The 20,429-nt window shown below is 32.5% G+C and carries 14 protein-coding genes; 7 read left to right on the top strand and 7 right to left on the bottom strand.

Annotated features, from left to right (window positions below):
• Positions 1 to 43: 43 nt before the first annotated feature.
• The gene (locus tag ACSBL2_RS17245; protein ID WP_442587793.1) at positions 44 to 601 is read right to left on the bottom strand and encodes a hypothetical protein; all 558 of its coding nucleotides are present in this window, start codon (positions 599 to 601) and stop codon (positions 44 to 46) included.
• 40 nt (positions 602 to 641) lie between these two features.
• On the opposite strand from ACSBL2_RS17245, the gene ACSBL2_RS17240 reads away from it, so the two are divergent.
• Positions 642 to 1,121, top strand: coding sequence for a tetratricopeptide repeat protein (locus ACSBL2_RS17240; protein ID WP_442587792.1), 480 nt, complete (start codon positions 642 to 644; stop codon positions 1,119 to 1,121).
• 208 nt (positions 1,122 to 1,329) lie between these two features.
• Here ACSBL2_RS17240 and ACSBL2_RS17235 read toward each other — a convergent pair whose 3' ends face one another.
• Positions 1,330 to 1,824, bottom strand: a complete 495-nt coding sequence (locus tag ACSBL2_RS17235) for a helix-turn-helix domain-containing protein (protein WP_442587791.1) — start codon at positions 1,822 to 1,824, stop codon at positions 1,330 to 1,332.
• Positions 1,825 to 2,269: 445 nt separating this feature from the next.
• Here ACSBL2_RS17235 and ACSBL2_RS17230 point away from each other — a divergent pair, with 445 nt between their 5' ends.
• From ACSBL2_RS17230 to ACSBL2_RS17215, 4 genes are read left to right on the top strand one after another with little or no spacing between them, the layout of a single operon-like run.
• Complete coding sequence (locus ACSBL2_RS17230) at positions 2,270 to 3,256, top strand: efflux RND transporter periplasmic adaptor subunit (RefSeq protein WP_442587790.1); 987 nt, start codon at positions 2,270 to 2,272, stop codon at positions 3,254 to 3,256.
• Positions 3,257 to 6,424 (top strand): efflux RND transporter permease subunit, encoded by a 3,168-nt coding sequence (locus tag ACSBL2_RS17225; RefSeq protein ID WP_442587789.1) that lies wholly within the window; start codon positions 3,257 to 3,259, stop codon positions 6,422 to 6,424.
• Positions 6,421 to 9,453 carry an efflux RND transporter permease subunit gene (locus ACSBL2_RS17220; RefSeq protein WP_442587788.1) on the top strand — a complete coding sequence of 1,011 codons (3,033 nt, stop codon included), beginning with the start codon at positions 6,421 to 6,423 and terminating at the stop codon, positions 9,451 to 9,453. Before ACSBL2_RS17225 ends, ACSBL2_RS17220 begins: the two co-directional genes overlap by 4 nt.
• Positions 9,450 to 10,910 carry a TolC family protein gene (locus ACSBL2_RS17215; RefSeq protein ID WP_442587787.1) on the top strand — a complete coding sequence of 487 codons (1,461 nt, stop codon included), beginning with the start codon at positions 9,450 to 9,452 and terminating at the stop codon, positions 10,908 to 10,910. The genes ACSBL2_RS17220 and ACSBL2_RS17215 overlap by 4 nt, the downstream gene beginning before the upstream one ends.
• A 235-nt stretch (positions 10,911 to 11,145) precedes the next feature.
• Here ACSBL2_RS17215 and ACSBL2_RS17210 read toward each other — a convergent pair whose 3' ends face one another.
• From ACSBL2_RS17210 to ACSBL2_RS17195, 4 genes are all read right to left on the bottom strand, one after another.
• Positions 11,146 to 12,288 (bottom strand): 6-bladed beta-propeller, encoded by a 1,143-nt coding sequence (locus tag ACSBL2_RS17210; RefSeq protein ID WP_442587786.1) that lies wholly within the window; start codon positions 12,286 to 12,288, stop codon positions 11,146 to 11,148.
• A 55-nt stretch (positions 12,289 to 12,343) separates the two neighbouring features.
• A complete protein-coding gene (locus ACSBL2_RS17205) occupies positions 12,344 to 12,688 on the bottom strand; it encodes a hypothetical protein (protein ID WP_442587785.1) in 345 nt (114 codons plus the stop codon).
• Positions 12,689 to 12,763: 75 nt separating this feature from the next.
• Positions 12,764 to 13,081 carry a hypothetical protein gene (locus tag ACSBL2_RS17200; RefSeq protein ID WP_442587784.1) on the bottom strand — a complete coding sequence of 106 codons (318 nt, stop codon included), beginning with the start codon at positions 13,079 to 13,081 and terminating at the stop codon, positions 12,764 to 12,766.
• A 105-nt stretch (positions 13,082 to 13,186) separates the two neighbouring features.
• On the bottom strand, positions 13,187 to 15,004 hold the full coding sequence (locus ACSBL2_RS17195; protein ID WP_442587783.1) for an O-antigen ligase family protein: 1,818 nt from the start codon (positions 15,002 to 15,004) through the stop codon (positions 13,187 to 13,189).
• A 241-nt stretch (positions 15,005 to 15,245) separates the two neighbouring features.
• Between ACSBL2_RS17195 and ACSBL2_RS17190 the strand changes: the two genes are divergently transcribed.
• Entirely contained in the window at positions 15,246 to 15,641 is a 396-nt protein-coding gene (locus ACSBL2_RS17190) for a hypothetical protein (RefSeq protein ID WP_442587782.1), read from the top strand.
• A 143-nt stretch (positions 15,642 to 15,784) separates the two neighbouring features.
• On the opposite strand, the gene ACSBL2_RS17185 is transcribed toward ACSBL2_RS17190, so the two are convergent.
• Positions 15,785 to 17,722 (bottom strand): discoidin domain-containing protein, encoded by a 1,938-nt coding sequence (locus ACSBL2_RS17185; protein ID WP_442587781.1) that lies wholly within the window; start codon positions 17,720 to 17,722, stop codon positions 15,785 to 15,787.
• A 255-nt stretch (positions 17,723 to 17,977) separates the two neighbouring features.
• On the opposite strand from ACSBL2_RS17185, the gene ACSBL2_RS17180 reads away from it, so the two are divergent.
• Entirely contained in the window at positions 17,978 to 20,356 is a 2,379-nt protein-coding gene (locus ACSBL2_RS17180) for a redoxin domain-containing protein (RefSeq protein WP_442587780.1), read from the top strand.
• Positions 20,357 to 20,429 lie beyond the last annotated feature (73 nt).

The raw sequence follows: 20,429 nt of genomic DNA, 5'->3' as shown, positions 1-20,429 counted from the left end.
AGAAACTTGATTGATATGCCAATTTGATATTGTTTAGATCGCTTTAATCATAACTGATGTCATCTAACTTCCATTTATTTCCAACCTTGGTCAGTGCAAAAACAACCGTAATACGATAGGGTGGGACATAAAATTCGACAATCGATTTGTGATGGATAATGCTGATCTTTTTGAAGATACCCTGATCAATGTAGTCCAGTACAAGCTCTGGTTCCTGATTGGAAAGGACAATATCATAATCCAATCCGATAATTGGAATGAGGTCCTTGATTATCGGGTTTTCCTCCAGATGAACATCAACCTGATAAAAATGCTGTCTTAAATTATTTATAAAAGTTTCAGATACCAGTTTGCTGTTCCTGAGGTTATTTAGATACCTCTCTACTCCGTCTTTATCAATCCTTCGTTTGGTTGTTGTATCAGGATAGCCCCCTTTTGTAATCTTGTAATCTCTGTCAACAGGATTTGCTTGGTCAACCTTGTACCAGTGCAAAAAGCTCGTGACTGACTTTTTTATGAGTTCAATCTGATTGTTTTTTTGCGAAAAGCAGTCCAAATGAAAGGCAATAATCATTAAGACAAGAAATAACGATTGTTTCATTTTCTAATTTATTTAATTTTTTTTAATTCAGTTCGTTTATATGAGTTTTGGACTATTAATTTTTAAATCGAGTTTTGTAGTTGGACAAAAAATATACAAATTAGCCTGTTCAATAGATGAAGAAATATACAAGTATCCTAGTGATCTTAATCATGAGGAAAAGATGCAATTGTATTATAGATACCTGTTTTTGATTAAAAGAGCTGCTTATTTGGAGCATACGGATGCACAATATGATTATGCACAACAGTTTGAAGATATTAGTTTTTTAGGGATGAATAATCCAATGTACAATCCTAAAAAGTGTATATATTGGTATGCTAAGGCCTGCGATAAAGGTCATGCAGAAGCCTGTAATAACCTGGCGTATATTTATGATTCAGAGGGCTATGGGAAGAAAGATGTCGATCTGGCATTGAAGCTGTATAAGAAATCAGCAGACCTGGGCTCAGATCATGGGAAAAATAATTACAAATCAATGCGTCGTTCTTTAACCAGGGAAATAAAGCATACAGGTTAGAACGATCATTTAAGCATAATTATCCTAAATGATGTAACCTCCTTTGCGAGGAGCATTGGTTGGGAGTGCTCTGCCGGTACAGCTTGTCACCTTTAAAATCGAAAAAGGATGCTTCATTTCCATTTTTGTCGTCATCGCACTGTACTATGACTATTTGACTTTGAAAATCTGTAGTGTGGTGTGAGAAAAAATTATCCGGAAAAACTTCTTAAATAGTGAATGGCTCGGGTAATCTATTATAAAGTTCAGTTTTGGAGCCTGTAATGGCAAAATGACTTTTGAAAATAATTTCCGGTTCTTTCTCTTCGAAAAACCTAACCAGAGGAAATCCCAGGTAATTACTGATTTCCGAAAGTGTATCCATCGTAAAGTGATGTGTTCCGCTCAACCACTTGCTAACAACAGAAGGTTCTTTACCCATGAATTTTGCGAACTGTGATTTTGACATATTACGTTCCGCCAGCAGTTCGGCAATCGTTCCGGCAAGACGCAGGCGATCTCTTGTCTTTTTTAGTTCAGCCGGAGTAATCTTTTCAATTATGCTGTTTAGAACGGAATCTTTATTTTCAAACGAAACTTGGAAGCTAATAATACATGAATAAGTAAATATGGAATATTTGAAAGTGTTGGCTGTGCAGTTATAGCTGTGACAAAATGAACCATTGCTGAGCGAGACAAGTACGGGAGTGGTGATGATTAGCAAATAAAAAACTGCATTAAAGGAAAAATACGCTTAAATTTTATATGCAAAGATCAAATACGTTTTGGACCGATTATTTGCTTTGAAGGTAGTTTTTAATTAAAATTCTTTATTTGATAATATAATGCTATAATAGGGTATTTTTATACTTTTAATTTTAAATTTTAAGATATATTTTGTGCTTATATCTCTGTTTGAGTAAAGAAAGTTTAATTATGATATGAAAGGGAGTAGATTGTTCATAAGGCTTTTTTTTAAATCCATTTTGTAATAAATTGATTATTATTTTTTCGTTAACGACCCTTAGTAGTTATATATGAAATCACTATCTATGATTCCAATAAGTAATGTTTTATTATACTACGTGTTTTTTCCTCTTTGTTGTAATGTTATGCTGTCATCCTGTACATCAAAAAAATCTAGTACAGATTCAGACCTAAAAGATTCAATGTTAGATATTAAGAGGGATACCGATGTGAATCATGTTAAAGCTGTAACTCTTGTAAAAAGCACCTTTAGTAACGAATTAATAGCTAATGGAAAATTGGAAGCTATTAAAAAAGTAAACCTGAAGTTTTCTGGAGATGGTTTAATTTCAGCTATATATTTTAATGAGGGAGATTATGTACATGCTGGGCAAAGTATAGCCGCTCTTGAGAATTCTTCGCATTTAAGGTCGCTTAAGAAGCTAAAATTAAAGCTCCAACAAGCAACGCTTGATTATGAAGATTTATTATTGAGAGCGGGATATCAGCTCTCTGATACTTCTAATCTTAAAAAGGAAATAAAAGATATAGCAAAACTTCGCAGCAACTTAAACACTACGCAGATTGAACTTGAACAGGCAGATATTGACTATAATAGTACAGTTTTAAAAGCTCCATTTTCGGGTAAAATTGCAAGTTTAAAAGGCAAATTATACTTATCGGGGTCTTCTCAGGAATATTTTTGTTTCCTCATAAATGATGATGAATTTATATTAGATTTCCAGGTTCTTGAACAGGAATTAAAGTTTGTTCGTTCAGCGCAGCGTATCACAATTCGGCCTTTTAGTGATCCCACAAAAAAAATTTTTGGAAAAATAGTTAGTATAAACCCCTCAATTGAAAAATCTGGGATGGTTTCAATTAAGGGACTGGTAAAGAATTATAATCGTGAACTGATTGATGGCATGAATGTAAAAGTTGTTATTGAGGAAATTTTGAATGACCAGCTAGTGGTTCCGAGAGATGCAGTATTAGATAGACAAAATCGAAAAGTAATTTTCACAATCAATAACTCAGTTGCAAAATGGAACTATGTAGAAATAGCAGGTGAAAATAGCTCCTATTATAATATTAAAAGCGGACTAAAAGTAGGGGATAAGGTCATTTTTTCTGGAAACTATAATCTGGCTAATGATAAACATATTATAATAGAGGATGGTGATAAATAGATGAGTACTTTGCCTAAAAATAAGAAGATTTCAGATTTTAAGATAATAATAATTTTTTTTCTATGCTCGGTGACTGGAATTTTCTTGTTAACTGAACTTCCTGTACAATTAACACCTGATTCCAGTTTACCTTCATTAACAATACAAACTACGACTGATAAATCCACGCCGGAGATTACAGAGAGAACCATAACTATCCCGATTGAAAAGGTTTTATCGAGGCTTAAAGGGATTGAAACTATTAAATCGTCATCAGGAGCTAATTACAGTATAATCAATTTGTCATTCCAAAAATGGACTGATCCTGTGAAATTTAAATTTGAAGCCAACTCTCAATTAAGGGCATTATTTAAAACATTCCCCAATGGTACTGTGTATCCAAACATTACGCTTGACAAAGCGTATGATGAAAATTTTAATGATGTACTACTAAATTATGGCTTGCTTTGTTCAGGATTAAACAATGCAGAAATGCTAACTTTGAGAAGCAAAATACTTCCAGCAATCAAAAAAAATAGAGGGATTTCCAATATTTCAGTACAGTATGCTAGAGATTCCATTGTTATTATACATGTTTTTCCTGCTAAACTTAAATCGTTTGGATTATCTATAACTGACATTACTGAAGCCGTTAGTCGGGGGATTACGGGAAATGAATATGGTTTAACAAAAATAAAGAGTAATATTTACAATATTTCATTTGAAAGCCAAATATTGTCCATCCAGGATATTTATAGTTTTCCAATTAAAAAAATGGAAGATCGTTTGATAACAATGAAAGATGTTTGCGAACTCAAACTAAGCCTCTCACCCATTTCAAGTTATCATCGTATCAATGGCAGGGAAGTAATTAGCATCGATATTTCTGCTGCGCCAAATATTAATACGATTGAATTAAGCAACCGAATCCAGAGGAAACTGGATTCGGTTGCTAAAACATTATCTAAAGATATTTCACTTGTTTTGTTAAAAGATAATACCAAACCGCTTAGAAGTGAGTTATATGCAACTGCTTTCAGGGCAGTTTTATCTATTGTTATTTTGGTGGTTTTTATTATTGTATTCACTAAGAGAATACAATACATTTCAATCATAATAATTTCTCTATTTGCAAATATCTGCATAGCATTTAATTTCTATTATATATGCAGAGTCGATATTCATTTATACTCCATAGTTGGTATAACAATATCATTAGGTATGGTCATTGACAATACTATAATAATCATTGAAGATATCCAAAGACATCGAAAGAATCGGATATTCTCAGCGATTGTTGCAGCTACATTCACTACTTTCGGATCGCTTATTGCCCTATTTTTTTTACCCGAGGAGCAACAGGTAAATATTATTGATTTTGCTAAGGCAATAATAATAATGTTGGCTGTTTCGTTACCGATTGCATATTTTTTAATTCCTTCATTGCTCTTCTATTTTCCTTTTAAGAATGGAAACCATCAAAGATCAATAGCTAAAAGTAGATTATTAATAAAATTCAATCATTTCTATTACAAGCAATTATGTTTTATGCTTAGGTATCGTAACTTCTGTATTATCTGCATGATTTTGATTTTTGGTATTCCAGTATTTTTACTTCCCAGAAAAATCGAAGATGATGTCATAGGAAAAAATATATACAATTCAATTTTTGGGAGTGATTTTTATAATTCGGAAATAAGAGATCCGCTTAATAAATATTTAGGTGGATTTATGTATTTATATATTAGTTCAAATAAGCGTAACCGCCATTCACAAAAGGCAAGTAAAGATGGTGACATAAATATAAGGATACTCCCTTCAAACGGTTCAACAATCGATCAATTGAATAATGCGACCAGAGAGTTCGAAAGATGCTTAAAAAATTACAACAAAGAAATATCTTATTATACTATTCATGTTAACGATAATGAGGCGAGTATCCTGATAAAATTTAAGCCTCACTATAATAAACATTTTCCATTCCGGTTAAAAAGTAGGCTTGAAGAGTTGGCGTCTAATTCTGGTTCAGTAGAAACGATAGTTTATGGAATTGGTGATGGATTCTCGAATCAGCTCAATGAGGATCTTTCAGATGCTACTCTCGTTTTGAAAGGATATGATTACACTCATTTAATGAATATTGCCAAGAATGTACAAAAAGTTCTTTTGCAAAATGTTAGGGTAGAAATGACACAAATCTCTTCTGAAAAGAGAAATTATGTCCAACCTAATAAAGAGTTCGAGATAGATCTTTCCTCCCGAAATAGCTCCTATTTATCAGATATTCGTGCTTCAGATCTGAGACAGAGTTTCTCCTTTGATGAAAAGATCATGTACCAGATTGGGGTTATCATTAATACCACGAATGACTTTTATCCGCTCTTTATTGAAAATGAACCTGAATTACCTCCGGATGTTTGGACATTGCTACACAGCCCTATACCATCAAAGGACAGTAGTTATACCAAGCTCTCTAAGTTTGGGCAATTAAATTTTAATGTATTTCATGGAAACATAAAAAGAGAAAATATGGAGTACGTCCTGAATATCCATTACAGGTATTTAGGATCCTATGAGAGCAATGATGTTTTTCAAAAATCATTTATAGAAAAAATGCAGTCCGGACTCGCGCTGGGGTATAGTATCTCTCAATCATTTGCTGATTCTGTTAACAGTAAAAGAGATTCTGCTTATCTATGGGTAATTCCAATGGCATTATTCATTATTTTTATTATAGTTGCAGCTTTATTGGAGTCGATTAGCAAGTCAATTGCGATATTAATCATGGTACCCATTTCATTCACGGGTGTTTTCATCTTCTTTTATTTATTTGAAATCGGTTTCGACGAGGGAGCATATGCATCACTTTTAATGTTATGCGGTTTAGTCTGTAATATGTGTCTTTATGTCATTAATGATTTAAATCATTATTTTATGACTAAATCTCATCAGAATCATCAAGATGAGATTAGAACTTACATAAAGTCTTTTGCTGCGAAGGCAGGGCCAATTTTAATCACTGCTATGGCATCGATTGTGAGTCTTTTACCCTTCTTATTTACTAAAGAAGATGATGGTTTTTGGTTCACCTTATCGATTGGTACCATTGGTGGATTAATCGTATCAATTTTTTGTGTGTATCTGATCTTGCCAATCTTTATTTTACATAAACCAACAAATAAAAAATGATAGCATACTTGATTAAAAGGCCTATTGCTGTTTTCATAACATTTTTTTCTTTGGCGTTATTAGGTGTGGGCTCCTTTTTTTATTTACCCACCGGGTTAATACCAAGGTCCGATATTCCCGAGATTTTAGTCAGTATTAAAAATCTAAAATTAACAGCGAATGAACTGGAAAAGCAAATCACTGATCCAATTAGAAATGATTTGCTACAAGTCAGTAATCTTGAACATATAGAAAGTAATTCTTCTGAAGGAGTATGCAGTATCAGACTTAATTTCATTCATGGTACTGATATAAGTCTCGCCTTTATTGAAGTGAATGATAGAATTGACCAGATGATGAACAGATTTTCACGTGATATAGATAGGCCGATTATTACCAGATTCGATATTGCCGACATTCCAATATTTCAGCTGAATGTTTTCCCTAAGAATGAACCTTTATCCGTTGAACAATTTACAGAGATGTCCGGTTTTTGTCGAAATGTCATTTGTAGCAGAATTGAACAGCTAGAAGAGGTTGCTATGGTAGATGTTACGGGAGTTTCCTTCCAGGAAATCCTTATTGAGGAAAAGCAAGGGTACCTTCAAACTTTGGGAATAACTGCTAATGAATTAATTGATGCTTTTGCCCATACTAAAATTAACATAAATAATATTTTGGTAAAAGATGGACATCATCAGTTTTATTTAAAATTTGATACAGAACTTCTTAATATTAAGGATGTTGAAAATATTTCTGTGAATGTGGGAGGAAGAATCTTTAAATTGAGGGAACTTGCAGATATTAAATTTGCGACGCAGGAGGATAGTGGGCAATATTACTCGAATGATGCTAGAGCACTCAATATTCTAATTCTAAAAAATCATGGCGCCAAGATCGATCACCTAAAGTCAAATTTTAATCTTCTAATTTCACAAATGAGAAGAGACTATCCAAATCTCGGTTTTGAACTTTCTGAAGATCAATCAGTGCTGCTTGATTTCTCAATTAGCAATCTTGTTCAGGATTTATTGTTTGGTGGTATTTTGGCACTGTTGCTTATGTTGTTTTTTATCAGAGAATTAAAAGCCGCCATTATAATTTTTATCACCATTCCTCTTACTTTATTGTTAAGCCTGGTTGGATTTTATTTATTGGACATCTCTCTCAATATCATATCGCTTGGCGGACTGATATTGGGCTTGGGAATGATCATTGATAATTCAATTGTTGTTGTCGATAGTATAAATAGTCTAGAAAAATCCGGTGAAAAAATTGATACTGCTATTATATTAGGAACCAACGACGTAACTTCTCCCTTAATTACTGCAGTATTCACTAATTGCGGTGTATTTGTTCCGCTTCTTTTTTTAGGTGGAATGGCAGGAGCATTATTTTATGATCAGGCTATATCAGTTATGATCGGGGTTCTTTCCTCTATACTAGTGTCAATTTTATTTATTCCTGTATTATATAAAAAACTGCATAAGGACCATAATATTGAACCAGAGGGAATCAGGAAAAACAGGAGAAACACCCTGAATTTTTCTTATGAAAGAGGGGTAAGTTTTGTGTATAGACATCCATATTCAATGATAGCACTTAATGTAATTGTTTTGCTGATTGGTGTTTTAATCTTTCAGAATATACAGAAGAGTCGTCTTCCTGATTTTAGTAGGGATGAAACTTACGTTACGATTAAGTGGAACGAAGATATTGATCTTAGGGAAAATAAATATAGGACAGAATCATTAATAAAAAGGATCAGACCATTGGTAAGTGAATTAAATTATTGGCTTGGAGAACAGCAATACTTACTAAGGTCTACCATTTCACCGAATTACAATGAGGCGAGGATATATTTAAAAACCAATAACAATCAAAATCCTGATGAAATCCGTAAACTTTTAGCTCTTTCCTGTCAAAAGGACTACCCCAATAGTATCTTAACCTTTTCGATAGCTGAAAATGCTTTAGATGCAGCCTTTAGAAGTCGCATGGCTCCCCTTGTTTTAAATATTAAAAACATGGATGATTCTGAAATGCCGAAGGAAGATGATGTCAAATACGTGATAGATCTTCTGAGATCAAACTTACCAAAAAGTGGTATTAATCCCATAGAGATGCAGGAAAAAACCATTTTTAAATTAAATACCTATAATTTATCGCTGTATAATGTAGATGGTGAAAATGTAGTAAAAAAAGTTGAGCATTTACTGACACCTATTTTTATCGATAATCTGGAAACAAGTAATACTCGGATCCCAATACTTCTATCCACATCTGATCAGGCAAAAAGTATACATTTTTTTAAAGAAAATTTTGTAAAGAACAGAGAACAGGTGAATATTCCTTTGAATCAGCTTATCACTATAAGTCACAAAAAAGAGTTCAAAAATATTACGACAGATAGCAATGCGAAATATTATAGTATAAATGTTCAAACAGAAAATCCCGTGGAGGATCTGGAGACAATTAGGGAGTTATTAAAAAAATCAAGACCTGGCATAATCGTAGATATCATAGGAAGTCATTTTGAAAATATAAAACTTATTCGGCAGATGGCGATTGTCCTCAGTATTTCCATTTTGCTTCTCTATTTTATACTAGCTGCTCAATTTGAATCACTCATACAACCATTGTTTATCTTAATTGAATTACCGTTATCAATTTCCGGCGCTTTAATAGTTTTATATATTGGGGGAAATTCAATCAATTTAATGTCACTCATAGGTATAGTGATCATGTGTGGACTTATAATAAATGATTCAATTTTGAAAATTGATGCAATCAATCAATTTAGAAAAAAGGGATATTCCCTCGAAGAATCGATTCACAAAGGTGGTGAAATGCGATTAAGACCAATAATTATGATCAGTCTAACAAGTATCGGAGCCCTGTTGCCAACATTATTTATGAACGATCTTGGATCAGAAATACAAAAGCCACTGGCTCTAACACTTATAGGAGGAATTATTTTTGGCTCTTTAATTAGCTTATTTTTTTTACCACTGTTATATCGTTTAATTTATCAAAAAACCTCTGAATGAAGTTCAAATTAGAATCGAATAGTTTTATAACACTGCTATTGTTGCTATTGCCTGGCTTCTGCCTGGGACAGGGAAAAATATTGAGGCTGGATGATGCAATTGAGATGGCGCTAAAGAATTCCTATGATTACAAGCTGGCAAAGAATAAACAGCAGACAGACTTTTTTAATTTTCAGGAATTCAAAGCAGAGAATTTACCGACTTTGTATCTCGATGGTATAGTGCCGAACTACAGCCGATCAATTAATAGAATTACACTTCCTTCGGGAGATGATACATTTGTTTCTCAAAACCAAGCATACAGCTCCCTAATTATGGGGCTTAAACAAAATGTGGGAATTTCTGGAGGAGTAGTTTCTTTAAATACCTCGTTAGACCGAATCGATGTATTCGGAGATAACAGGTCTACACGTTACTCATCTATTCCATTTTTGCTTTCCTACTCACAAAATACAATCGGCTATAATAGTTTGAGATGGAACAAAAAAATTGAGCCATTGAAATATGAATATTCAAAGCGTGAATATAATTCAAGTCTTGAAGCAATTGCTTCTCAAACGGCAGTATATTATTTTGATAACTTATTTGCACAATCCAGTCTGGCATTATCTACACAAAATTTGAAAAATGCGGAGAGACTCTATTCTATTTCTCAGGAAAGGTTCAAATTGGGAGCGGTTTCAAAAGGAGATCTAATGCAGCTGAAGATGAATTTGTTGAATATACAAAAGCAGTTAACAATGGATAGTTTGAATACTGTTTTGGCGGAGCGGAGACTTTCATCCTACCTAATGGTTCCCGATTATCAAAAAAATATTCTTACAATTCCTGATGATATACATTTTATTGAAATTGATATTCAAGAAGCAATAAAACTGGCTGCTGAACACGGTCAAAATGTTATCGATTATAAAATAAAACGTCTAGAAGCAGAAAAAAATCTGATGAAGGTGAGAGCTGAAAGTGGATTGAAGTTTAACGTGAACGCCAATTTTGGGGTTTCTAATACGGCGTTGTCTGTGCCGGATATTTTAACAAACTTGCAAAACCAGCAAAATTTGGTGATATCTTTTTCTTTGCCCATTTTGGATTGGGGGATGACGAAAAATCAAAAAAAAAGGGCTGAGAATAACTTGAATATGGTCGAGAGTAAAATTAAACAGGACAATCTAATAATTGAACAGGAATTATTGTTAAATATCTCCCAGTGGAATCTTGGCAGTAGATATTTTGAAATGGCTAAAGCATCTAGAGATATTTCTATTCAAAACTACAATCTTGAAATGAATAGGTATTTGAACGGAGCTATTTCCATTTATGACCTTAATAATGCTCAAACCCAAAAAGATGCAGCTACAACTATATATTTGCAGACGATTAAGGAGTATTGGTCGTTATATTATGCCATTCGGCAACTTACCGGGTATGATTTTTTTGATAAAAAAGCATTGTATTAACGATGCTAATGATGAGCCTGGCTTGGTAAGTATTCCTCACATTTTATAATTACCCTATTGGCGGGAGTCCTGTATTAAAAATTGACCGGGGTGGAAGAAAACCAGATCAATAGCAAATAATAATATCCTGGTACTTTTGAAGTTGAAATTTTGAGAGGATGTATGTAGCATACAGTCCTATAGAAACTATACAGAAATAGCCACTATAAGACTGTATGTTTTTAAAAAGATCTGTTTATTTTAACTTGTAGATAAAAAGTATTTGATTATCTCCATCTTCAATATTTTTCGCAATTTCTACGAATTTTTTATTTAAATCTTTTGTTTTGGTAATTGAATACTCATACAGACTTTTTAATCTAACAGGATCCTGGATAAATACAATTTGATCTTTTGTATTTCCTAAAACCAAATAATTAGAAAGACTGAATTTTATATCACTACTGACAAGAGTTCTGACCTGAGTTAAAACTTTGTTATTTTTGTTTAAGAAATACATTCCCTGATTCGTCTGAAAAACTACAAATTGATCGCTTTCTACGACATCTTTAATGCCATAAACATATTTTTTTTCATCTACCCTTTTAAAAAATTCATCAGAAGTACTTTGGCTTTGTAGATCTTCTGGTAAAGTTGCCTCCTCAAAATTTATACGATATTTGATCGTAACATTACCGTTTTCCAAATGATAGATATTGTCATCATACCTTTTTGAGAAAAATAAATTTCTCCCGGTAGTGATCGAATTACCAACGATATCAATATAATTTAAATCACTGCCAACTATAGGAGAAAGACTTCTGATAAACTTTAGATCTTTTGAGTATACATCCAGATTATATTTTCCTATGTCACCATTAATCATCTCTGCTTTTTGGAAATAGTAAAATTTATCATCACTCCCCATCTGTAAGAATAAATCATCGATTTTGTTTTCTTTAATAAATTCTGTATTGTAATTGAAGAACATTACTTTATATGGACGTGAACAAAGTACAACTATCTGTTTATTCTTTGTATCTAAATAAAAATCACTCAACTGATTATATTCTGTTGGACCTCTTCCTATTCTATCTATTGTACTCAAATATTTACCTGATGAATTAAATATTACAATTTTTCTTAGCCCTCTATCTAATATAAAAAACTTCTCTTCATCGAAATAGATTCGATTAACTTCTTTTAAAAAGGAAGGTGCACCTTTTGTTTCCAGATTAACCTGTGTATAGGACGTTGAATATGCAGTGTCAGGTGCCTCGTTTGTAGCCAGGGATATTTTAATTCCTTCTTTAGATGTTTTTCTTTTAGAAGGAGTACAACCAAGAAAACCTAGAAATAATAGGGATGTGAAGTATAGGTTACGCTTATACAAATACATTATGGGGAATACTAATTGTTAATAGGTTAATTCGCGGCAGTGAACAGGAGTATATTTATTGCAACCTTGGGGGAGCACATAAAAATGGAGCTCCGTCCGTATAGGATATTTCGTAATCTGCTTCACAATCAACTGTACCTTGACCATAACAGATTGTCCTTTTTTCAACATAAGTACGATTTACGCACAAAATTCCGTCAAGTGGAACTCTTTCAATGTTCGTATTAGTAGTTGTCGTTCTGCTAGCATATTTCCATCCGGGACCTCCTTCACTCTGTGCTTTTACGGTTGTAAAAAAATTGATATCCCCTTGATTTGTAGTGATGTTAAAAAAACATAATGCTAAAAATGTAATCGTTATAATACTTTTGAATAAAGTAGTTTGTTTTCTAGTATTCATATATGTATTGTTAGGTTGATAATGAATTTCTTATAAACGTATAGTTTCTTTTTTTGTATTTAGATAAAGAAATAATTATGGAGGTGGACCTGCAGGATTACATGGTTGTATACTCGTGCTTTTCACCATTTTGGAATAGTAAAAACTGCACTTCACTGAACCGGAACCATAGCAATCTGTGCCTTTCTCTAACCATATAATGTAGGTACATAATGGATTACCATCTGCAACAGGGATTTTTTGATTACTTTCCCTTTCATAATCTACTTTCGTTAAGTAGTCATTCCCAGGCCCAGATTCACCATCCGCCATTGCATTTGGTGCTAAAAATGATCCGCATAATATCAACAAAGTGAAAATGGATACGGATTTAAAATTCTTTTTCTTTTTCATACTTTCGAATTTTAAAAATTAAAAATTAAGTTGTTTGTATAGTATAAAGAAACATATAAAAGTCATTAATATATAGGTGTTTATGTATTATTTGTAATACATAAGTTATTTTGTTTTATTTTTTTTCTTAAGGTCACTTAACATTATGTATAATTCCACTTTCATAGCTTCAGTTTCGTAAGATTGAACTTTAGGAATGTGCCTTAGAGCAGAATTTGCAAAAATTAAAAATTCAGTTTCATTACCTATTTTGTAATTTAATTTTGCTAACATATATATAGGTTTTAGTAGGCTCGGGATTGCAAGCATTACTTTTTTATATTCTAATTCTGCAATTTTGTATTCTCCGATCTCTTCGTAACACTTTCCAAGTGCATACTTTATCTCTGCGGCCGGAGACAAATCAGCGGCTTGATTCAGTGTTTTTATAGCTGTTTTATAATCGCCTGTTTTATAAAATAGAATTCCTAAAGAAAGAAGAAAGTCTGGATTGTTGTCGAGTTGTGGGCTGATTTTGATGAACAAATCGAGTTTTTTCCTGTTGTCGGGCAGGTCATTATAGGTATGCCATTTGGCGAAACTATTTAAAATACCAGTTCCCTTATAAACAAACAATGATCCGGCTATAATGAGGAATCCAAGTAGAATTTTCTTACTTGAAATTCTGATTGTTTTTTTTAAATGACTGTCCGGGAGTAATTTACTATTGTCACTGATTAATAAGGCAATCAGAATCCAGAATAATAGGCTAACAGGCGTAACAGACAATGGGTAGGAAGTTAATCCCGCAAATAAGATTACCATAATTGCAGCAATTAATGCTGAATTCCATGTTCTTGATGGTAAGAGCGTGGATAAATGTACTTTCCTTGAATTTAATACAGTCATGCTAATGATCATTAGGAATAGCAACAACCCGAAAACCCCACTCTCGGCAAATATTTGCATCAGGTCATTAAAGGCATACCTTACATCTCCTGCTATTGAACTGTAACGATTATTGGGGGGAGGGTGGTTTAGAAAAAAGTCAATTTGTTTGTTATTATAATGAGTTGCAAAATTTCCGGATCCAACTCCAGTCAGCCAGTTTTCTTTAATCACATCAGAAGTTGCCTTCCAAGTTAACAGCCTGCCTAGTGCAGATTTGCTTTTTAATTCATAAATGTAATAAATTAAAATGCATGCCGCTAAACAAAGTATAGAAACTAAAAGAACATTCTTCTTTACAAACCATTTGATTTCATTTGATCTTGATTTGAAAAGAAAAATTAAAAGACTGATGGAAATTCCAATCCAAGCGGATCTTGACTGTGAGGCTAAAATAAGCAACGTGCCTGTGAAAGTTACAAGTAAAAGGCCTAGACGTTTTTTGATGCTGAATGTCCAGAATAAGTGGCCGTAAAAAATTACAACGTAGGCGAGGAGTGATGCAATATATATTCCATAAGGACCAGGATTGAAGAAAAATCCAGTAAAATTAAATTCAACATGAAGTGAACGTATTAAATTTAGTTGTTGTAAGATTGCAGCGATCTGATGTATAACAAGTGAAGTTATTATGAAGTAGTTAGTTATTTTGATCTGTTCACCGTGGTGTATATTTTGGAGAACTATTCTGATTGAAAAATAAATAAATCCGAAACAAATACTTTGTATGGTTTCAATTCTAAAAATGGAATCATTCAGCCCCCCCAAAAATGGCATTACTAATAAGTATAAACCTATTAAAATGTCTGTTAAAGTGATTGTGGGTTTAAATGAGTTTTTTTCTATTGCAAAAGATGCGATTACGCAGATTAATCCTGTTATGATTATTAACGCTATTTGTTTTGCCACAATTATTCCATTAGGTAATTCAATGTCGTAAGGTAAAGAGGCAAGTAAAAGAAAAAATAAGATCGCGCTTAAAGTCCCTGCTTTCATATTTAATAAGTGTTATGAACCAAAAGAACTGATGTGGTGATATCATCCATCGTGATTGATTGTATTATGGATAATTAAACCTTAAATAAACTAACAGAACCTTAATTTTTGATGGGCACATAACTTCTATGTTTGATTTGAGTTTTATTACTGAAAAATAATTTTATAATAAACTGCAATACAGTCATTTGATTATCGTAAATTTATGTAATTTAAATGAATCTATTTAAGAAAATGCATTATGAAAACTATATTTTTATTCTTTGTACTGAACTTTGTCGCTTACTTTGTAAGTGCACAGGAATTCCCCGCTTGTCAGGTTTTTGTATCTGAAGAAAATAAGAATTCAAAATCTGCTTTGATTTTCTTTCAATTTGGAGAAAAGAATTTTTATTTGAAATATAGAAATGGAGAGGAAGAGGTAAACTGTTTTTTGTTACTTACAGGTGAATATCCATCGGATAATGAGCCTACAAGAAGAAATTTTAACTTATATACGGATGGTGATCGTCGGTATACAAAAATGATCTGCAGAACTACATTTGGATATTCAAAAAAGCTGAATAAAAATGTTTCACAGGTAGAACTGTTTTTTACTGATAAAACGCAAAAATTATTTAAGATGAATGAATTGTAAATGCCTAAAATCGGATTATTGTATCTTTTGATTCCGAATTCCTTCAGTTAATGGAGTGCTCTTGCTTGCATTGAGATCTGATCTTGTTATCGCAGCGATATAGTTAAGACTGATTTTGGAATAAATCCTATTATGGATTTATTTTACCACCAAATTTGTTTACCTCCTTTAAAGGTAAATATGCGCTCTTCCACACCTTCATCGTAGCATTTAATCCATAATAATGAGTTCTTTGGAACATTTTTATAGATTAAAGTATTGGAGCTGGCTGTTTTCTTACCTAGTGATTTCCATTCATTGTTCCAAAAAAATAATTCATATTGTTGACCTATTTGTATGCTATTCATATCATTGCGGGGTAAAAATTCAATCATGGATATGTTTTGTGAAGTTCCGAAATCCATTCCAACCCAATTAGAATCAGGCTCATTGCTATAGAAAAATGTATGTGGATTGTTGTCCAATGCGGCCTCTTTTCCTGTATAGGGATCTAATGACCCCTCAGATCCAATCGCTTTTCCTTTTACCCGATCCGAACTCTGATTATAACACTTGAATTCAGCAATATTACCATAGGAAGAAACTGGAGAGAGATATCTTATAAATCTAAATTTGTCAGTATTTTTCAAAAAAACTTTTTCGTAATGTTCACCAGGAGTAGTTTTAATCTCATGTAATTTTGTGGATTTTGCGAAGTCAGCGGTGTTTGACCCTTCAAAAGATCCGCCTACCATTCTCTGAAGAAAGATTTCCTTCATTTTATTAAGTGGATACTTGCGTTTTATTTCAACAGTTTCAAGGGAATTCAGGTTGGCTTTAAGTTTAGAGCTCATTCCTTTGTTATCTAAAATCAAGGGATCATCAATAGCTATAAATTTGCTATTGCTGAATATTATTGGTAGATAAACACCTCCTCTTGCAACGTTTTCGAATTTTGCTTTTCTCTGACCTTGTAAAGCCCATGCTACAGGTATCCAGTTGCCTGCATCAAAAACTGATAGATATGCAATATTATTTTTTGAAATTTCATGTTTTTCCTGTTCAATGGTTATATCGGATGTTTCTGAATATAAGTGTGTAACATCTGTTATATATGGATCATTTAACCATCCCGGTAGATGCTCCTGAAATCCTGCGATAGCAAAATGGCTATTTTTGTTATATGTGAAAGTTTTTCTGTAAACTTTTGACAATAGATCATCAGGTAATTTATGTCTGTATAATACCGCAGAGGTAATGTCAAAGGGAATGAATGTAGAGTTTTCCAGAATAATCGCATTCCACTCATGTCCCGCATTTTTATTTAAATAACGTGGTGTGAAATCTATACTTGCTGGTATGCTCAATGATCTGAATATGGCCGTTCCCAGAACTGTAAGATCTTCACAGGAACCAATATTTATCTGGTAAGAAACAATTGGAGGTAAATTGTGCAAACCTAACCATGGCAGAATCTTGAAATCCTTTTTTTTCTTATAAATCCAGTGATGTACCGTGGCTACTGCTTCTTCGAGATTTAGTTTATAAATAGAACTATCCGTACTTTGCATATATGTATTCAGGAAAAATTTTCTCCAGCTTGGATCAGGAAAAGTATTGTTTAATTTATAGGGAAGAATATAATTACAATAGGTATCAAATGATATTCTTTTCTTCCATTTTGTTTTTTGTAAATTCTTATAGGCAAAAAGTATATCTTCTTCTATTTCTTTTGCGTTTATTTCATGTAAATCTAGAATGTCTTTTGAGCTTGGAATTGCATTTTGATTCAGTGAATCAATTTTTGAAATGAGAAGTGAATCATTTGATATATATTTATTAATAAAATCCAGAGATTGACTTTGTTTACTGCTAACCATATAACTTTTGTATCTGATAGCTTCAAGTACAAACTGAGATGATCTTAGAATTGTATCATTTTTTAATAAAAAATCTTTGTTGATCCTCTGAGTTAATAAATCTAATCTATTTTGATCATCATGTGATAATCCTTTATTATCACTGTTTTTATTAAAATTAGAACATGTAGATAACAGGCCCAATATCGCAACTGACAAAAACAATTGTATGCTATATTTCATTTTTTACCTGAAATAAATGGTTTAAATATGTTTCTTACGTAGTGCATTTCTTTTATTATGAAATATATTACAATATAATGTTATTTGTTTATTTACTGAATTTTAATTAAATTTTTTAAAAATAGCTTGTTCTAAATATTTTATGTACTAAGAACATAAATTATGGTGGAATAAGTATGTGTAAAATTTATGATATACAGATGGATGATTCTAAATTATACTATCGAAAGCTTACATTGTTTACTAATGTTTTTTATGAGAAATATATTTCTATTCATTATACTGCTTCAGTCTTTTTTTGTTAATGGGCAACATTTGGATTTAACTGTTGGACAGAAAATTAATTATGAGTATCTATCTATTCAAAGATCATTGGATTTTAATGATCAAAGCATGGTAAATTATTCTGATATCATTTTTGAAGTATTAAAGATCTCTGATACAACTGTTATTCTGAAAGTTAACCATCCAAGATTGATTAATAATGTTTCATTAAAAAAGAGGATTTTTGATTCTAAATTTTCCTATGAAAAACAGGAAAGAGACATAGAAGCTATTGCTAATAAAGTTTTAAGCGAAATGTCGTTCAAACTTATTATTGACCGTGATGGAAATTTTATTAAAGTTGAAGGAGTTGATGCTATAAGAAATCGAATCCTCGAAGTTGCAAAGTCATTAGATCTATCTGATATAAATCAGCAGCATACGTTATTGATAAATTCCATTTTTACTGCCCAATATTTCAAAAGAACTGCCGAAGTACTATTCAAAAAGCCCTCTGTTTTGAAGGGGGAAAAAAAATACACAAAAACTGGCATGCAGGTATCGTATGCGAATGAGAATGGAACATGGAAGAAAGTTGGTTTGGAATCGCTCGATACAATCAGCGTCTTTGTGCGGGGAAATATAAATTCAGGTAACAAACTTTTAGAATCTTATACTTTGGATTCAACATGCAGAGGGGTAGTGATTCCTGATAAGAAGTTTAATAATCAAACAGTGTTGAAGATCTTGTTAAAGATAAATAAGGGCGACAAATTCAATATTGGATCCTCTTTATTTTCTACTGTAAATACCTGCCTTGATCTGGAAAACTATTATTCATCTGTTAACACAGCGATGAGGGGGCTGGAAGATTTAAAAGCGTTTCACTACTCAAAAAGGGGAATGCCTGGAATAGACAAGATCATCTACACTAAGCTTGATTCTCTGGATAACACATTACGGCGGCAGACTTTTAAATATAAGGCCCTAAAATTGGGTATTCTTCAATTTCTGGATTATAAGGCTTATCTGGATCTTATTGCGGAAATTCCTGTCGACAGCCTCATAGAAGGCTATCAAGTTATTGAAAAATCTAAATGTGAATATCATCTTGGCAACAGGGAAAAATTTTTAAAAAGTGTAAAACTTTTTTTTAATAAATTCAGGGGTAATGGTTATTATATCGATAATACTCATTTATTAGCCGAATTTATACATTCAGAAATTGCAAAATCGGTCTTCAATTCTAAGGATACTGATACATTAAGGGCAGCACATTTGCTACTTGAAAAAATGGAGGCATTTAAAATACCGCAGCTAACAGAAATCTTAGGCTCTTTAAGATCGTATGTTGTTCTAAAACTAACTCCTGTTGATTCCGATCCAGAAGCTATCCTGGAAAAAAAAGATAATGGTGTCTTTAGTCATTATGGACGCTACAGGTTATTGATTTTCGATGAGTTAACCCTGCAAAACAGACCCGATTCTGTTAAGAATATTTATATCGACTATACTATCGAAATGCTTAAAAGTAGTTTAAGTGATCTTGCCACAGAAAAAGCAAAAGCCATTTATGGCGACTTTTTCTTCAATAACCATTTGCGTGATCAGAGGATTTATTTACGTAAGTATTTGTCAGATGCTTATTTTAGGAAGAATTCTTTATTTCCCGCAAATCCTGGATTTCTGCAACTGGCAAGTGAATATATGCAAGATCAGCAAGATTTACTTGCTGATAATGGCTCGATAGAAAATGAATATTATTTCCTGCCATACATTGATTATAATAAGTTGTTTGTTGAAAATGATGTTGCTGATAAGAATACTGCTGACAAAGTATTAGATAAGCTCCTGGACATGGTTATATTAGAACCAGAAAGATATGTAGATCTGCAAAATAAATATAATCAAATCTATCCTGGAGAAGATTTTAAGATGTATTTCCGAAAGTCATTGAAAGAAAAGCTTCCAAAAGCTTCTGATTTTGTTTTATATGACAGGTATGGAAAGGAGTTTAGTAATACGAAGTATGCCAATAAGCATATATTTATCGACTTCTGGGGGACTTGGTGCAAAGCTTGTATCAATGAGATCCAGTATATTGAAAATCTTCATAATCAGAATAAGAGTAGTGAATTGTTGGTCAAAACAATTGCTTGTTTTGACAAAAAAGAATATGTTTCGAAATTTATGTTAAATAATAAGTATTCTTTTGACGTTTTGATGTCCGACGAACGGGTGCAAAAAAAATATCATGTGAGCAGCTATCCTAAAAAGGTTCTCATTCTCCCTATAGGCGTTTTTGTTGTCATACCCTATAGTCAGGACTATAGGGCCATTGTGGAAAAGTATCTTGCTTGGGGAATCTAATTTAAAGAATGTGGGGGGAAATTGATTTGGAACGTGAAAACCACTGTGACAAGATAGGGATGGACATGAAAAT

The sequence above is a fragment of the Pedobacter sp. AW31-3R genome, from assembly GCF_052180285.1.
In the GTDB taxonomy this organism is placed as follows: Bacteria; Bacteroidota; Bacteroidia; order Sphingobacteriales; family Sphingobacteriaceae; genus Pedobacter.
This window is presented reverse-complemented; position numbering and strand designations above follow the sequence as displayed.

Coding starts and splice junctions, on each gene's coding strand:
- ACSBL2_RS17240 (WP_442587792.1), top strand. CDS start 642: ATGAGTTTTGGACTATTAATTTTTAAATCGAGTTTTGTAGTTGGACAA.
- ACSBL2_RS17230 (WP_442587790.1), top strand. CDS start 2,270: ATGTTAGATATTAAGAGGGATACCGATGTGAATCATGTTAAAGCTGTA.
- ACSBL2_RS17185 (WP_442587781.1), bottom strand. CDS start 17,722: ATGAAATATAGCATACAATTGTTTTTGTCAGTTGCGATATTGGGCCTG.
- ACSBL2_RS17195 (WP_442587783.1), bottom strand. CDS start 15,004: ATGAAAGCAGGGACTTTAAGCGCGATCTTATTTTTTCTTTTACTTGCC.
- ACSBL2_RS17205 (WP_442587785.1), bottom strand. CDS start 12,688: ATGAATACTAGAAAACAAACTACTTTATTCAAAAGTATTATAACGATT.
- ACSBL2_RS17225 (WP_442587789.1), top strand. CDS start 3,257: ATGAGTACTTTGCCTAAAAATAAGAAGATTTCAGATTTTAAGATAATA.
- ACSBL2_RS17215 (WP_442587787.1), top strand. CDS start 9,450: ATGAAGTTCAAATTAGAATCGAATAGTTTTATAACACTGCTATTGTTG.
- ACSBL2_RS17220 (WP_442587788.1), top strand. CDS start 6,421: ATGATAGCATACTTGATTAAAAGGCCTATTGCTGTTTTCATAACATTT.
- ACSBL2_RS17245 (WP_442587793.1), bottom strand. CDS start 601: ATGAAACAATCGTTATTTCTTGTCTTAATGATTATTGCCTTTCATTTG.
- ACSBL2_RS17210 (WP_442587786.1), bottom strand. CDS start 12,288: ATGTATTTGTATAAGCGTAACCTATACTTCACATCCCTATTATTTCTA.
- ACSBL2_RS17200 (WP_442587784.1), bottom strand. CDS start 13,081: ATGAAAAAGAAAAAGAATTTTAAATCCGTATCCATTTTCACTTTGTTG.
- ACSBL2_RS17180 (WP_442587780.1), top strand. CDS start 17,978: ATGAGAAATATATTTCTATTCATTATACTGCTTCAGTCTTTTTTTGTT.
- ACSBL2_RS17190 (WP_442587782.1), top strand. CDS start 15,246: ATGAAAACTATATTTTTATTCTTTGTACTGAACTTTGTCGCTTACTTT.